A 15,416-nucleotide genomic window follows, 5' to 3' on the forward strand; every position below is an offset into this window, starting at 1 on the left:
ATTTTTAGGGCTATGACCCGTTGCGTACTCCCATCGTACCGAGGCGCTTCTTTTTTTGCAAAGCTGATAATTAACGCTCTACAGGAATGCTAACGGGCAGTTTAACGTAATAAAATTCCCTGCATTTGATATGCAACAATATAATTTAGCATAACGTCTATAATAGGTGTTGATTCTAAATTTTGGAGTATATAGGCGTGGGAAAAGTAAAGCGTATGCCATATCAATAACCAAAGGAGGTTTCAAAATTGAAACCAAGCAAAACAATAACAACCTTAGCACTTGCCTGGTACTGGTGCAATCGTTTATGGGGAAGTCTCATTTGATAAATTCACCCCCACTGTAGCTCCTGAAAGAGCAGCGGAAGTACATGCAATTCAGAAAAAAATGCAAACAACATGGAAGAATGGAAAGAATCAAATCATCAGTGAAGGAAAAGAAAATATAACTGATTGGACATTTACGGACATAAGAACATTGCATGAGATTTTCTTACCAACTTTAACAAATGAGGAAAAGTCTTTTTTTCTTGAGGCTTTTAATGGTGAGGAGAAAAGAAAAAATCTTGAGGTTGGAGATTTCATGCCAGGTTTACTTTTTAGTCACGACAGAACGGAAGCAAAATTATATTGGCAAAAAAAAGATGAATCATATGTTTACATAAGTTTAAAAACTCGAATAAATGAAGAAGGACATAAGATGTGTTATGTAGATGGGAATGCAAGGAAATTGCCTAAAATAAAGAGTCAAGAATAACAAAAAGAACAATCTGTTTATCATATTTTTCAATTGGAGGATGAAATGAAAAAATTGATATCAATTGTTGTTTTTTATGCGATTATTACTTTGTTAACTGCTTGTTCAAACAATATTGAAACGACAGTGGTAACGTCAGAAACTCCAGTAATAACGAGTCATCCGATTGAAAGCGGAGTACCTTCGGAAGTTCCATCAGAATTATTGAAATATCAAAGTAACGATGGCTGGACTATTCAATATCCTGCATCATGGGATAAAATTACTGATAGTACTTTGCAAGAAAGTGCCACCGAAAAATATATCTCTTTTCGAACACATGTTATCCCTGATGAGGGTGTGGAAAAATGGTTGGATTCAGAGATCAAACGAAAACTCTCATTTGAAGAAGCAGATAACAAACTTTTTGAGGATGTAACCAAGGAAACAAAAGGTGATTTTACGGTTTATAAATATGCAATACAATCAGCATATGTTCGACCTACTAATATTTCCGAGCTTAGAAATATCATTTATGTCGACAAGGAGCATATTTATGAATTTCATGGTCAAATTCCACCATTAACGAAAGCGGAATTTGAAAATATCGTTAATACATTTACATTCGAAAAGTGAAAAGGTAAAGATGCTTCACAGTCATGTAAAAATAAACAAAAACTATCGGGGCATCTCGATACACTTTGTTACTCAAACGGGTAACGATAGTTCCACCCCTGAAGGGCTGCCACATGGCAATCCTTCGCTACGATAACGGGTAGTTTTGTCTAATAAGGCCTAAAATTCCTATTGTCAAAAATTCTCCTATGGTGTAATTTGGAAGCATCCTTTTAGAAAGTGAGTGATTATCGTGAGAACCATTATTAAATCAGTTGGCGACGCAGTTATTTTCGAGGTGCGGAAGGGATAGTTGCTTGCGCTGATCTCTTCCGTGCAAAAACCAAATCACGGAGGGAAAGCATATATGTCTTTTAGTAATTACGGTGAACTCTGCACGGAGGTCTATGACCTAACCAAAAAAATTGGTCAATCATTCAGCGGAGATGTTGAGTATTATCGCGAAAAGCTTAAACATTGTAAGGGACGCATTCTGGAGGCCATGGTTGGCTCAGGACGCGTGATCATTCCTCTTCTTGAATCTGGCCTGATCGTAGAGGGAGTGGACTATTCCACGCAAATGTTGGCTTCATGCCGAAGCCGATGTGATGAACGCGGATTAACTACCAACTTATATGAAGCAAACTTGCAGGAACTTTCTTTGCCACATAAGTATGAGGCAATCATCATTCCTGGGGGTTCGTTTAATTCAAGTACATCCTTGAAAGCGTTGGTTTTTCCAATGTCATTGTTTGTGCAGATTTTGAGGATGGAAAAATTCCAACAAGCGGCAATCAGAAATTCGTTTATCAAGCCACTAAACTATAAATCACATAAGCCCCCGTACTTTACTGTGCGTGGGGCTTGTTAAGCTAACGAATACGATAGTTGAACAAACTGAACTGAACCTAAGTCGGTATATGTCGCCAGAAGAGTTTCATCTATGAGCACAGATTGACGAAAGATCAAATGTTATTCTTATGGGAGTTAATGCACTTCAGTTGTTTGGCGGCGGAATGAAACGCTCTTTAGATAAATGGAAATATAACGCATAACTGTATTCTGTCGTATTAAAAGCTATTAATATAGAAAAAGACGATTGCTATCAAACAATTGATGAGTATTTTGAAGTATGGAACACAGCAAGTTGTGATGACATAAATTGAAGTATTGCCGCCAAAGTTAAGGCGGCTTTTTTTATTCCAGCGTACCAGAAGAAACCAACAGAAACCAACTATCAATGATATCACTAGCGTTGCATAAACATCCGATCCGTTATAATCGAAAAATTCAGAAAACGAATTTTCAACTCGAAATCCAAAAGGTCGAACATCCCTTAAAGGTAGCCCTGTCCATTTGGTAGTTTATGTATATTTATTCATCAACGTTCTTCAACTAGTCCTTAGCCTGATGTCACTATGAAGTCTCTTTACGTCTACGACCTGCAGATGTTCGACTCGGTTGTCGCTTTATTCGCTCGATCCATTCCGAATAGGGTCGCCACAGCAGTGTCTTCAGCCAGCGGCTGAGTTGTAGCAAGGAATGCCCCGCTTTTATGTTCAACTTTATCAGTGCTAATAGGCAAAAAGCGATAAGCGCAATCCATACTTGGTTATGTACGGCTCGCTCGCTTGTTCCGTAAAACCACTTGATCTGAAGATGCTGTTTCATCCACTTAAAGAACGTTTCGATCGCCCAACGGCTGCGGTACATCTCACTGATTTCTTCACTGGTCAGATCGAATCGATTGGTAATTAGAACGAGTAAATTCCCTTCCGAATCATCAGTTTGAATCATGCGAAGATCGTGCTTGACCCGTTTTTGTGGTGACCCAATACGAACTCTTTCATCCACAACTACTTTACTGTCTGGTGGGATTTCAAACGATTCCAGCGGCTCAATAACAGCGTTATTCTTCAAGCGTGTGACAAAGCGAATGTTGTCCTTGCAGTACCTGTTGAATGCATCGTAATCCACATAGCCGCGGTCAAAGACATAGGTTACGCCTGTTTCATCAATAAGCGAATCCATTTGTGTACGGTCATTCTTCTTAGCAGGTGTGATGGTCGCCTTTTCCGGTAATACATCTTGCTCGCCAACAAAGGAGAGGCGCATGTGAATCTTAATTCCCGCCTTCGACTGGCGAAACACAGCCCATTTATATTTCTGTAAACAGAGCGAAATGGTGGTAGAATCGATGATTTTCATGTCATTGCGGAAGGCTGCGGGATTTCTCTGTGCTAGAATTTGCTTGACCAATCGCTCGAAGACCAACTGAAGCAGGTCAGGATCAACCTGATTATGCTTCCGACAAAGCTGCGCAGCACTGATTGATTCAAGCCCGAGTTCCTGCTGAAATTCCTTGCATAACACGTCGTCAGCAATGTCTCGGAGACCGTCACGTCCTTGCAATTGAGCGTGAAGGAACAGTTTTAGATAAGCAGGTGTTGTGAGCTTTTTCACATATTTATCCTGACCGGTTTCAGCGATCTGATTTGTGAACGTTTTTGTACAAATTGGCGCTAGCCATTTACCAAATGAAGTGAATAGGGTATTCTTATCCATGCGCTAATCCTTTCGTGGATTATGGACAGGAACTACCTCCCATAACCATTGTAAAGGATTTTTTTGCGTTCGTATGAATAAGTATCAGAAAGTTATGAAGATTCAGATAAAATTAATGCAACGCTAGTGCAATGATATGAATGTTGAATTATTACTAATCGAAGATCGGAAGAGTGAAATTATTTTATTTCTGATTTAGAGATAATCATACATTGACAACATATATAGAAAATTGTCGGAAGACAAGAACATTGTCCCATTGGAAGCTGCATAAATTGCAGCTTTTTCGATTTATGGGATCAAGTTCTTGTCAATAAGTCATGAAAAGAACTTGATCCCATTCCCGACGAGTGACAAGAACATGGACACGTTCCCGATGAAGTAATTGTGGGAAGTTAAAAATAGATTATGCTGGATGCTAAAGCGAGCAATTATGCAGCACTCAGGGCGAATAAGGAGTAAGAAATAAATGAAAGAAAGGAATTAAGACGATGGGACTCTTTTTAGTGCATAAGCGGCAAGAGCTTCTATTATGATCCCTAAGGGCACTTTTACCAAACAAATGAATACCGTGTTTCTCATATACATGCTCAGATTTCCTTGATCCCAAGCTTTCGATGTTGCTCCATTGAAATTGCTTCGGCAGGGCATAGAACGGGCTGGTGATGAGGCAGCATTGATTGACGGAGCGGAGATATGAGCAAGTTTTTCCGGATTATCCTTCAGCTGTCTATCCCTGCAATTTCGACTCTTGTTTAATTTCGATTTTATGGCGACTTGGAACGAGTTTCTGCTTGCACAAATATTTATTACGAAAGATACGATGAAAATGTTGTTTCCAGTCTGGCTGGATCGGTGAAGGGATAAGAGCACCGGAAAGCGTTAATTTGTGCCAATTAATCTTCCTCTAATGATTGTCCGCTATAATCAGTTTATCTTTTGCCAACTGAGAATAGAGGTGACATCATGGAAAATATGCAAGCGGAAATGGAACGGCAAGCGCCTCGGCCGGAGGTTCGTCAGAAAAAAGAGCGGATCGAAGAAGTGACGCTTCTTCGCGCGTTTGCCTTTTTGGCGGTGGCGCTTCAGCACTGCATTGCGGAGTATATTTATCGGCCCGACATCCTGCCGGCTGACTCGATTATGCTGGCGATGCTGTTTCATTTCACCCGGTTCGGGACACCGACATTCGTATTTCTGTCCGGTCTGATTTTGTTTTACAATTACAGCGGGAAGTTGCATTACCGTTCGTTTATCCGAAAAAGGTTCGGCGATATTTTTATTCCTTTTCTAATCTGGACGATCATTTACTGGATAGCGGTGGAAGGGGTATTCGGCGGAAAGCTCATGCAGCCATCGGCTTGGACGAGTATCTTTCAGCAGGTGATCAAGCCGACATACGGCTACCATCTGTGGTTTATCCTTATGATTTTTCAGTTTTATTTGTTATTCCCGTTGTTTTCCCGGATGGTTGGAACAATCCGGTCAAGGCTGCGGCCCAATTCGGAAGATGAATTATTTCCCAAGGTTGCGGGGATATCCCTGGCGCTTGGTCTGCTGCATGGAGCGCTGATGTGGCTGTCCTACTACAAAATGCCTGACTGGGCCGCTTCCGTAGGCGGTTTTTGGGCGGAGCTGATCGTGAACCGTTCTTATTATTTTGTCATGTACTTATTTTACTTCCTGATGGGGAGCGTATGCGCCTTCGGCTTGAACCGGTTTCGGAAGTTCGTAGGAGATGCTATGGGCTGGACGATGATTGCTTTCATCGGGGCATATATTTGGCTCGGCTATGATGTTTTGCGCTTCTCATCGGAGCGGATCAATTTGAATCTTTCCACCTATTTGAAGCCTTCTACTTTTGCGATTATCGTCTCCCAGCTGCTGTTGCTGTACGGAGCCGCGCTGCTGCTGCAGAAAAGGAAAGGCGTGCTTTACCGCATCCTGCTGTTTATCGGAAGGCATTCGTTCGGCGGTTTTCTGGCTCACGCGTTTGTGCTCATGCTGGCGAGCGGGGTAACACGGCCCCTGCATCTCACCGGGTATCATCTGCCTGCGGCGTTGATTACATTTATTTTGGTTGCAGCAGGAGCGATCGGATTAGCCAGTTTACTGGAAAAGCTGCCGTTCGGACGATGGCTGGTCGGCCCAACGGGCCGCCGAAAGCCGAAGGCGCCTGAGGCAAGCCGTTCCGTTGTGCAAAACAAACGCCGGCTGAATTTGGAGAAATAGTAAAATGTTGAAGGGACGTCACTTCGTGATGTCCCTTTTTTGACGATATTAAATCTGTTACTTTCTTACTATTAAGCGTTATTTTTGCTGGATGCTCATCTTGTGGGAAAAGATAATGACTGGTAAAATACGGTTAGACCGAAAGGAGGACTCCAATGGATCAAATTCCGAACGAGCCGCATAATAAATATTATCAACCGATGCAGCAGCTGCCGAAAACAAACAGTAAATCGATTGTGGCGCTTGTTCTTGGTATTCTCGCTATAGTTGTGCCCTATCTTGGATTTCTTATCGGTATTGTTTCTATCGTGTATGCAAGTTTATCTTTTAAGGAAATCAAAAAAACGGCGAACAAGGCCGCGGCTTGGCGATTGCCGGACTTGTATGCGGAATTATAGGCACTGCTTTCTATGCCATTTTTTTACTAATCGCCATAATTGCTTTAGTCTTTATTGGAAGCACCGGTACAGATCTGAATTATTCATCGATCTAGCCCACTTATTAGAACGGCGGACCGGCCAGATAGACACTATTAAAAAATGTGCCCGTCTGACCGGTCTTTTGCATTTATACGGAAGGTCCAAACGAATCGTTGAGTTGAGCGTCGGTTTTGGATTTTTTCCAGTCGGCATGAGCGCTCTGTACTCTTTTCCAAAATTCGTCCCTGTCTATGCTCAAAAAACATTTTTAATGAAATACTGGGAGAGTGACGAGTATGAACAGTAGAGAAAGATTTTCGAACCGGTTCGATTCATATTTGAAGTACCGCCCGACCTATCCGAAAGAGGCTGTTGATTATTTGTACGACTTCGTCGGTTTGCGTTCGAACAGTAAAATAGCAGACATCGGTTCCGGTACAGGGATCTTTTCAAAGCTACTTCTGGAACGCGGAAGCCATGTGATCGCGGTCGAGCCGAATCAGGAAATGCGGGAAGCCGCCGAGCAAATGTTAGAAAGCAATCCGAACTTTCAGACTATATCAGGTTCTGCAGAATCTACTGGATTACCTGATCAGTCGGTTGAGTTTATTGTCTGCGCACAAGCGTTTCACTGGTTTGATCGCTTAGCAGCGCAAACAGAGTTCCGTAGAATTCTACAGCCAGGTGGGAGAGTAATACTAATCTGGAATTCCCGTCTTACAAACGGTACTTCATTTCGTGAAGAGTACGATCAACTGCTTCATACATACGGAACCGACTACGAAAAAGTCAATCATAAAAATATTTCTCAGACGATGCTTCTCTCTTTTTTCAAGGAAGGTACGATGCGTGAAGTGCGATTCAGAATGAGTCAGGAATTCGATTTCGAGGGCTTGAGAGGCCGGTTGCTATCATCTTCCTACAGCCCTGTACCCGGGCATCCGAATTACAATCCGATGATGACGGAACTGCGAAATCTATTTGATAGGAATAATCAGGATGGTTTTGTTCTATTCGATTATGAAACTGAGATATTTTGGGGAGAAGTATAGATCAAGCTTCGATTATAGAGAATCATTGTGCTAACGGGTAACGTTAGTTGAATCAGCAAAGCGGCAGCCTAGGATTATATTTACCAGTCCAAGGCTGCCGCTACTTATTTTTAGAACCTAGCGCTTGGAGTGATAATCCGTATGGGATCAACACAGCGAGTCCAATACTTTATATTCGGCCGGCAGCACTCTTATTATTTTATTCAACAGTAACAAGGACATATATTGTGTACCAATTTATCTGATGTGACTTTAGTTGATTTGCAGACGCTTGCAGCAATCAACATGAAAGAAGTTCAACACCATGAATTTAAAGGTGCATTTCCTCATTCTGATTCATATCGATTTTAGTCAATTTCACCTGCTTCATTACGATATCTTTCGTTTCCGAAGCCGTCTTGGAGGCATTTGACCTTTTGATTCAAAGCCAAGCTTCTGACGGTTGAGCAGCGGATACTCATAAAGCGGTCCTTCATAAACAATTTGAAATTGAGGCTGCTTTAGAATATCGTTTGGCGTGACCAGCGACGATGGACGGTCCCACATCTGAATACCGCTTAAACGCATCGTTTCTGCGACGAACTGTGAGCAAAAATAGGAATGGACGGGATGTAGGTCCAGCTCAAACAGCACCCCGACCAGACCGATTAAATTATAACGGTAAAGATGCTTATCTTTTTCAAAATTGCGAATAATACGTATCAGTTCAGCTTTCTGCTCTGCCGTTACAGCTAGCCGTAGCAGCGCGCAGCGCGTACCTGGAAAGTGGCGGAAGGTTCCCTCATACACATCCTCCCTGACAAAGCCAGCAACTAATGGATTATTTGCTTTTTTTCGACCGAAGCTAAACACATCTTGCAGCTCCTCATTCAGCACGATGGATGCGTGATTATACGGTGCGCTGGTAAATCCTTTAATCAGTCTCGTAAACAAAGTACCTGTATCAGTAAGCAAAATATAGATGCTCTCGGTCATTCCGTTATCGATATTAGACTGTCTCATGCTGTACACCTCTCATTCTCAGGGCTGATTGTATCGTTTACAGTAGCCTATCGATGACTAATACCTTGTGTAATTTGAGTATAGTGAATGCAGTAACATTGATCAATACTATTGTTTCTATTGTTATGATAGTAAATGACTATTATAAGGAGACCAGTCGATGGATACCCGCCATATTCAATATTTTTTGGCTGTATGCGAGCATCTTCACTTTACTAAAGCGGCCGAATATCTTGGTATCAGCCAGCCTACCCTAAGCCAGCAAATTCATGTACTTGAAGGCGAACTCGGTATGCCGCTCTTCGATCGAATCGGCAAAAAAATTATGTTGACGGAAGCCGGCGAGCTGCTGCGGTTACACGGCGGGAAAATGATTCAAGCGGAAAAAGACGCCAAAAACGCCATTTTTGAACTGTTTGCGGGAGAAAGAGGCAGCATCCGCCTAGGTGTTTTTCCATCGGATTTGGATTTCCAGCTCGTGCCGTTGTTAATTTATTTTCACCAAAAATATCCCAAAATCCAGCTTCAAGCCTTATCCACGATCCATGTTCAAGAAGAGGTTCTGAGCAACAACGTAGATATCGGCATCGGTTTAAAAAGCCCTCCCGACACAAGACTTGTGCAAGAGCCGCTCGGATCAGAGCCCTACAATTTGCTTGTTAACCGTGCAAGTCCTCTTGCCAACAAAACACAAATTGAGCTTCTGGATTTAGAGCATATTCCGCTTGTCATGTACCCTGTTGGCTTTCTTGGCCGGGATCTGGTGGAGGATGCTTGTAGAGAACATGGTTTTTCGCTAACTACCGTCATGGAAACAAGCACGGCAACCTCGCTGCTGCAGCTCGTTCGTGCTGGAATAGGGGGAACTGTACAGCCCGAGCACCTGATCAGAGGACAACCTGACAACTCAGACCTCGTATCCATTCCGATTGTTGGGCACACGCCATTCCGTCATCTGGTACTTGTCTACCGTTCTGACCGCTTTATTAGCCACGCACAGAAGGAGCTGGCAGCGCGGCTCGCTGTTTTCTTTCTCAAGCAGGACGGCCATTGAACACATATGATCCGCATGAAAGGCACTTGTTGGTGAAGTGTCCTTCTTGCGGGTCAAAGTTAAGTAAAACGCATATGGTTAGATGTTTACGAGTTACGGAATATGTTCTCAGAGACATCGGAATTTGCAAAGAAGGTAAAGGATTTCAAGGAGGAGAGGTTGCTGGAGCACCTTTTGATGCAGCGCGACTCAGAGACCGGAACGGGATGGGGAGACGAGGGCCGCCTTTATTTCTGGATCCGGGAGCAAGACTTTGCGGAGTTGAATTTTGAGCATGTATGGGTCATCTTGCAGTACACCTAGATCTTCGTCATTAGTGATACAGGAGCAGCATTGACAGTAATATTGAACAGCATGCGGTTACTGAAAGAGAAAAATTAACCACCAGCGGCTGCGGCAACCTTAGTTGATTCCGTTCCCAAAAAATAAAACCGTACCTCCAAAAAGAGGAACGGTTTTATTGCTAATTTGATACTTATTATATTTAACAGGGAAAAACAACATGTATAATGTGGTGTCGGATGACAAGAATATAAGCCGATTAATTACCGCGTAAATCGCGGTTTTTTTATTTTATCGGTACAAATTCTTGTCCAAATACAATGTCAAGAATATGTACCGATTGCCGAATGATGACAATAATGTGTTCCGATTCCCGATGAGATATTTATCTATTGATATCTTAGCTAGAATTTTCGTTGAAAAGTTGGAGATTTGTCCCCATCTAACAAGAAAAAGGCCGGATATTCGGCCTCTTTCTTGTTTATAAATTTATGCATGCTTCCAAGTCATTGCTTTTCCGATTTCGGACAAGAAGGGAACTTTTCTCCTACAATAAGATTTACTTGTTGACCATCATTATCGATGAATTTACCAGCCTCGGTTATGTAATCTTCCGTATTATGCTGTTGATCCACATGCCTCCACGGTTGTTGGTTCATTTGTTTGAGGACAATCAGAAAATTTTTCTCAGGTTTGAAATTCCCTGGTTTCTCCTGCAGCAAAAACATATTTGCCTGATTCCGCAACAATCTCATTTGTTTTGTACAAATCGTTGGTCGTAGTACTCATAGAGAACAGTCCCTTAATGATTATATAATCCTGCCAACATGAAAAAATCTCCATTTGTACAGGTGTTCATAAATTACTCCATCAAACTAAATACTAAATAAATAATAAACATCGAATGATAATCTTCAATGAAGCTATTTTTTGATGCCAGTAACAAGGATATTCCCATGAGAGTGAAAGAGGATATAATTGACACACATATTAGGGGATGCTAATATAATAGTCATATTAGTGAATTCTAATTCGTTTACGGAGGTTATGTCTTATGTTATTAGCTCAGTGTGATGTAAAAGCCAAATTCATGCGTGGATTTAGTGATAAAACAAGACTTCAGATACTTGAATTGATTAAGGACGAAGAGAAAACCGTATCTCAAATTGTGGATCAAATTAAAGGTAATCAATCTAACATATCTCAGCATTTGGCATGCTTAAAGGGCTGTGGAATAATCGTCAGTCGTCAAGAAGGCAAATTTATTTATTATAGTTTGCGAAACGATCAGATTGGTCATTTGCTAAATGTAATGAATGATGTTTTCAATCAAGTTGAAAACGAAGTCGCTGCATGTGAAAAAAATGATGAATTAGATTGTTGTTCGAAAGTATAAGGGAGGAAGACAGAATGGACACTGATGATGAGAAAAAAGATTCCTGTTGCTCCAATAAAAGCCTTACTCCTGAAAAAGAAACCAAGTTTAAAAAAAGCCTTACAATAGTGAATAACATTTCTATGGATGCGAAATGCGAAGATGAATGCTGTAATTCTCAGCCCCCTAAACTAAATAAACCAACTTTTAAAAAGAGTTTAAATGTGATAAATGTAAATAACCCTCCCGTATGTGAAGATGCATGTTGCAGTGCAGCATCAGAACAGGAAGAATCAAATACAATTGTTCCTGACAATATTGATCATCAAAGTATTCATTATATGGTCCATGGAATGGATTGCTCTGCTTGTGCAATGACGATTGAAAAATCAGTGAGTAGAACAGAAGGAATAACCCACGTAGACGTAAATTACAGCACGGGTAAAATGCGAGTCGTAGCAGTAGATGCTTCTGCAATAGAAAAATTACCGGGATTAGTTAAAAAATTAGGTTATACCATTGAAAGTATGGAGCAAAAGAGAACAGGAACGGGAACAGCTCAAACTTTCATTATTGAAGGAATGGATTGCGGTTCTTGCGCATTGACGATAGAAAACCATTTTAAGAATAACTCGGATATAAAAAGTGTGAGTGTCAACTTCTCAACTGGAAAGATGATCATCGATCATGACAGTTCAGTAGAAAATATTATAGATGAAGTATCAAAGACCGGATTCAAGGCTTATTTAGATTCTAACAAACGGTTAACCGTTGCAATAAAAGATAAACGAACATCGAATACCGTCGTTTTATCAGGCGTGCTGCTTCTTTTAGGCTTACTCGGTTCCTACACAAGTTTATCTGTTATTTTTATCAATGTGCTTTATGCAGCAGCTATCGTTATTGGTGGGTTTAAACCAGCAAGAAGTGCCTTTTATGCGGTTAAGAGCAGATCATTAGATATGAACGTGCTCATGACAGTAGCGGTGCTCGGCGCCGCGATTATTGGACAATGGTTTGAAGGGGCTACCGTTGTATGGCTGTTTGCATTAGGAAATTTGCTTCAAACGAGGTCCATTGAAAAGACGCGCAATTCCATTCGAAGTTTGATTAATCTTGCTCCTCCCGTAGCCTATGTCAAACAAGGCCGTGAGCTGATTCAAAGGCCCGTTGAAGACATCGCTATTGGAGATATCATAGTGGTGAAGCCTGGCGACAAAATCCCGCTAGACGGGCAAGTCATTGCCGGAGAATCCAGCGTAAATCAAGCACCAATAACAGGCGAGTCCATTCTAGTGGATAAACAAAATGGTGATGTTGTATATGCAGGAACGATTAATGAACACGGTGCTTTAGAAATAGCCGTTACTAAACTGGTTGAAGATACAACACTTTCTAAAATTATTCACCTTGTTGAAGAAGCACAAGAACAAAAAGCGCCAACAGAGGCTTTTGTAGATAAATTTGCTAGGATCTACACGCCAATTGTATTCGTTATTGCACTTGTATTTATGGTAATTCCACCTATATTTGGTTTTGGATCTTGGGGGGAATGGTTTTATAAAGGACTAGAATTATTAGTTATTGCCTGTCCTTGTGCGTTGGTAATTTCAACACCTGTAGCGATTGTATCCGCAATTGGGAATGCCGCTAAGAACGGTGTGTTGATCAAAGGCGGAGCTTTTTTAGAAGTAGCCGGGAAAATCACTGCAATCGCATTTGATAAAACAGGTACATTAACAGAGGGAAAACCGAGCGTTTCGCAAGTGATTGTTTTTGAAACAAGTAAAGACCAATTAATATCAATAGCTCAGACTTTGGAAGAATTTTCAACACATCCCATTGCTAAAGCAGTAGTTAATTATGCTAAGGAAAATGGACATTCCTCTGTTCAAGCTAAAGGATTCAAGAACCTGGTTGGAAGAGGCGTAAGCGCCACAATCGCAGACCAGGAATATTTTGCAGGAAACCTGAAGTTGTTCCAAGAAATAAACACACCATATAAGGACAAAGAATCACAGTTTCAAGCACTTCAACAAGAAGGGAATACAATCGTAATTGTTGGGACGCATGATCACATATTAGGTGTAATCGCTGTTGCGGATACGGTGCGTAAGTCTTCTGTTAAGGCACTTAAGGAACTTCAAAGTGCAGGTGTCAAACAAGTGGTTATGTTGACTGGTGATAATGAGGGCGCAGCAAAAAAAGTGGCTGCTCATACTGGAGTGAATCGTTATTTTTCCGAACTGTTGCCCGAAGACAAAGTAAAGAGCATTCAACAATTACAAGCAGAAGGCCATACGGTAGCTATGGTGGGCGATGGAATCAATGATGCTCCTGCGTTGGCAACAGCAAATCTAGGTATCGCAATGGGTGGAGCTGGGACCGATACTGCCATGGAAACAGCTGATATCATATTAATGGCAGATAATTTAGAAAAACTACCTCACACCGTTAAGCTTAGCCACAAAGCATTAAGTATCATTAAACAAAACATTTGGTTTTCATTAATAATTAAGGCAGTAGCTTTAATGCTCATTTTTCCGGATTTACTTACACTTTGGTTAGCTGTTATAAGCGATACAGGTGCAGCATTACTCGTAATTCTGAATAGCATGAGACTATTGAGAATTCGGGATTAATTTTCGGAAATAGAAATAAACAAACCGTCTAAGTTAAAATGAAGTGCAGCACTTAGAATGGACATCGGATTAAAACCCGGGTTTAACTGATGAAATTTCAGGGCTGCACTGCATTTCTTTATGCGATACCTCTTCTTTTTTTCAAAGATAGTAATAAACAAAGGAATAGGAGTATAACACCCATTTACAGTTTTCTTTTATATAATAAATACGTTTCAAATATGAAATATCGTGGAGGGAATTTTTTTGCGTCATGTTTATGTTTTGACATTTCTATTATTTATATCGCTACTTAATGTGTTTCCATCATATGTATCGGCACATACGAAGCTTCAGAATTCTTCACCTGAGCCAGACGCTAAAGTCACAATCGAAACTAAGGAAATAGTGATGGAGTTTAATACAGAAGTGGAGCCTTTAAGTTCATTCAAATTGATAAAGGAAGGCGGGAATGAGCTCACAATCGGAAACACGGAGATCGTAGATAATCGAATGATCGGTACATTTGTAGAAGGTATTCCAAATGGTATTTATACGGTCGAATGGAAAATTGTTGGGAGAGACGGGCATCCTATTCAAGGCGATTTCAGTTTTACTGTCACTGTACCTATTAAAACCACTGAGCCATCGCAAGCACCATCGCCGTCTATAAAACCTACAGATCCTAGCACAGAGGAGAGTATGATTGAAGACAGAGATACTGCGCTAGTTCGGGATCGTGAACAAGCAGGATTTTGGATCGTGACCGGCGTAATCACAGTTGCCTTGATCGTTATTATATTCGGTAAGAGGAGGAAGAAATAGTAATGTGGTATTGGGCTGCTGAGCCTTTCCTATATCTATGCTTTGGGATTGTGAGTGGTTATGTTCTTTTAAGCCTTGTACCGGAGAATTATCGTCCGGTTAATCAACTATCTCATAAAGTAGTGGCAGTTGTCGCATTAGGAATAGGTTTTTTTTCATTTTTCCCTATATTAAGAATTGTCTCGTTCTTTGCAGAAGATATCGGATGGAGTTTAACCTTTCGAAAAGTGTTGCTTGATTTTACAGAAGGACGAGCTTTCTTATTTACATTAACGCTGTCTATACTCTTAGCAGGTGTTATCATGCTTAATAGCCGTGTAAAAGGAACTGGGGGATTGAAATCAATATTATTCATTCTCTCCCTTCTCATGGTAGCACAGGGATGGTCTAGCCATGTTGCTTCTTGGTATGGTACTTGGGGAATTCTTGCTCAAACTGTGCATTTGATGGCAGTTTCGCTATGGGTGGGTCCTTTACTTATGGCTGGTTGGCTGAACCCCAGAACGAATCATTGGAATGGTATAATGCTCCCATAGGTTGAGACACGGGAGGAAGAAAAATAAGTTATAATGAAGCAATGGAAAAACGGAACCGATATACCTCAGAGTTTAAGACGAAGGTTGTACTGGAGGTCCTCCG

General features: G+C 41.1%; 14 protein-coding genes and 1 pseudogene. 12 read left to right on the forward strand and 3 right to left on the reverse strand.

The genetic code is table 11. From position 1 onward, the window contains the following. Window positions 1-282 precede the first annotated feature (282 nt). The 3 genes and pseudogenes from RCO25_RS28475 to RCO25_RS28485 form a co-directional block, all read left to right on the forward strand. Window positions 283-756, forward strand: a complete 474-nt coding sequence (locus RCO25_RS28475) for a hypothetical protein (RefSeq protein ID WP_308999460.1) — start codon at window positions 283-285, stop codon at window positions 754-756. Window positions 757-801: 45 nt separating this feature from the next. After that, a complete protein-coding gene (locus RCO25_RS28480) occupies window positions 802-1,371 on the forward strand; it encodes a hypothetical protein (RefSeq protein ID WP_308999461.1) in 570 nt (189 codons plus the stop codon). Between the two features lie 346 nt (window positions 1,372-1,717). Continuing rightward, window positions 1,718-2,083 (forward strand): annotated as a pseudogene (locus RCO25_RS28485) (class I SAM-dependent methyltransferase); the annotation flags it as partial. Between the two features lie 683 nt (window positions 2,084-2,766). Here RCO25_RS28485 and RCO25_RS28490 read toward each other — a convergent pair. Further along, window positions 2,767-3,915, reverse strand: coding sequence for an IS4 family transposase (locus tag RCO25_RS28490; protein ID WP_308999462.1), 1,149 nt, complete (start codon window positions 3,913-3,915; stop codon window positions 2,767-2,769). 966 nt (window positions 3,916-4,881) lie between these two features. Between RCO25_RS28490 and RCO25_RS28495 the strand changes: the two genes are divergently transcribed. From RCO25_RS28495 to RCO25_RS28505, 3 genes are all read left to right on the forward strand, one after another. Beyond that, window positions 4,882-6,147: an acyltransferase gene (locus tag RCO25_RS28495; RefSeq protein WP_308999463.1), complete on the forward strand. Its 1,266-nt coding sequence runs from the start codon at window positions 4,882-4,884 to the stop codon at window positions 6,145-6,147. A 155-nt stretch (window positions 6,148-6,302) separates the two neighbouring features. Next, window positions 6,303-6,545 carry a hypothetical protein gene (locus tag RCO25_RS28500; protein ID WP_308999464.1) on the forward strand — a complete coding sequence of 81 codons (243 nt, stop codon included), beginning with the start codon at window positions 6,303-6,305 and terminating at the stop codon, window positions 6,543-6,545. Window positions 6,546-6,862: 317 nt separating this feature from the next. Then, window positions 6,863-7,618, forward strand: coding sequence for a class I SAM-dependent methyltransferase (locus tag RCO25_RS28505; protein ID WP_308999465.1), 756 nt, complete (start codon window positions 6,863-6,865; stop codon window positions 7,616-7,618). 369 nt (window positions 7,619-7,987) lie between these two features. Here the strand turns inward: RCO25_RS28505 and RCO25_RS28510 are convergent, their stop codons facing one another. Further along, window positions 7,988-8,620: a hypothetical protein gene (locus RCO25_RS28510; RefSeq protein ID WP_308999466.1), complete on the reverse strand. Its 633-nt coding sequence runs from the start codon at window positions 8,618-8,620 to the stop codon at window positions 7,988-7,990. A gap of 160 nt (window positions 8,621-8,780) precedes the next feature. On the opposite strand from RCO25_RS28510, the gene RCO25_RS28515 reads away from it, so the two are divergent. Further along, entirely contained in the window at window positions 8,781-9,674 is an 894-nt protein-coding gene (locus RCO25_RS28515; RefSeq protein ID WP_308999467.1) for a LysR family transcriptional regulator, read from the forward strand. A 159-nt stretch (window positions 9,675-9,833) separates the two neighbouring features. Then, window positions 9,834-9,977 carry a DUF1963 domain-containing protein gene (locus RCO25_RS28520; RefSeq protein ID WP_308999468.1) on the forward strand — a complete coding sequence of 48 codons (144 nt, stop codon included), beginning with the start codon at window positions 9,834-9,836 and terminating at the stop codon, window positions 9,975-9,977. 485 nt (window positions 9,978-10,462) lie between these two features. Here the strand turns inward: RCO25_RS28520 and RCO25_RS28525 are convergent, their stop codons facing one another. Continuing rightward, complete coding sequence (locus RCO25_RS28525; protein WP_308999469.1) at window positions 10,463-10,684, reverse strand: hypothetical protein; 222 nt, start codon at window positions 10,682-10,684, stop codon at window positions 10,463-10,465. 326 nt (window positions 10,685-11,010) lie between these two features. Here RCO25_RS28525 and RCO25_RS28530 point away from each other — a divergent pair, with 326 nt between their 5' ends. The 4 genes from RCO25_RS28530 (at window position 11,011) to RCO25_RS28545 (ending at window position 15,313) form a co-directional block, all read left to right on the forward strand. Beyond that, window positions 11,011-11,352, forward strand: coding sequence for an ArsR/SmtB family transcription factor (locus tag RCO25_RS28530; protein WP_308999470.1), 342 nt, complete (start codon window positions 11,011-11,013; stop codon window positions 11,350-11,352). A 14-nt stretch (window positions 11,353-11,366) separates the two neighbouring features. Next, entirely contained in the window at window positions 11,367-13,973 is a 2,607-nt protein-coding gene (locus RCO25_RS28535) for a heavy metal translocating P-type ATPase (RefSeq protein ID WP_308999471.1), read from the forward strand. A 246-nt stretch (window positions 13,974-14,219) separates the two neighbouring features. Beyond that, a complete protein-coding gene (locus RCO25_RS28540; protein ID WP_308999472.1) occupies window positions 14,220-14,777 on the forward strand; it encodes a copper resistance CopC family protein in 558 nt (185 codons plus the stop codon). A gap of 2 nt (window positions 14,778-14,779) precedes the next feature. Beyond that, entirely contained in the window at window positions 14,780-15,313 is a 534-nt protein-coding gene (locus tag RCO25_RS28545) for a hypothetical protein (protein WP_308999473.1), read from the forward strand. The last annotated feature ends 103 nt before the right edge of the window (window positions 15,314-15,416 follow it).

It is taken from the genome of Paenibacillus sp. LHD-38, from assembly GCF_031157315.1.
In the GTDB taxonomy this organism is placed as follows: domain Bacteria; phylum Bacillota; class Bacilli; order Paenibacillales; family Paenibacillaceae; genus Pristimantibacillus.

Coding starts and splice junctions, on each gene's coding strand:
- RCO25_RS28510 (WP_308999466.1), bottom strand. CDS start 8,620: ATGAGACAGTCTAATATCGATAACGGAATGACCGAGAGCATCTATATT.
- RCO25_RS28515 (WP_308999467.1), top strand. CDS start 8,781: ATGGATACCCGCCATATTCAATATTTTTTGGCTGTATGCGAGCATCTT.
- RCO25_RS28545 (WP_308999473.1), top strand. CDS start 14,780: ATGTGGTATTGGGCTGCTGAGCCTTTCCTATATCTATGCTTTGGGATT.
- RCO25_RS28490 (WP_308999462.1), bottom strand. CDS start 3,915: ATGGATAAGAATACCCTATTCACTTCATTTGGTAAATGGCTAGCGCCA.
- RCO25_RS28500 (WP_308999464.1), top strand. CDS start 6,303: ATGGATCAAATTCCGAACGAGCCGCATAATAAATATTATCAACCGATG.
- RCO25_RS28530 (WP_308999470.1), top strand. CDS start 11,011: ATGTTATTAGCTCAGTGTGATGTAAAAGCCAAATTCATGCGTGGATTT.
- RCO25_RS28525 (WP_308999469.1), bottom strand. CDS start 10,684: ATGTTTTTGCTGCAGGAGAAACCAGGGAATTTCAAACCTGAGAAAAAT.
- RCO25_RS28480 (WP_308999461.1), top strand. CDS start 802: ATGAAAAAATTGATATCAATTGTTGTTTTTTATGCGATTATTACTTTG.
- RCO25_RS28505 (WP_308999465.1), top strand. CDS start 6,863: ATGAACAGTAGAGAAAGATTTTCGAACCGGTTCGATTCATATTTGAAG.
- RCO25_RS28535 (WP_308999471.1), top strand. CDS start 11,367: ATGGACACTGATGATGAGAAAAAAGATTCCTGTTGCTCCAATAAAAGC.
- RCO25_RS28495 (WP_308999463.1), top strand. CDS start 4,882: ATGGAAAATATGCAAGCGGAAATGGAACGGCAAGCGCCTCGGCCGGAG.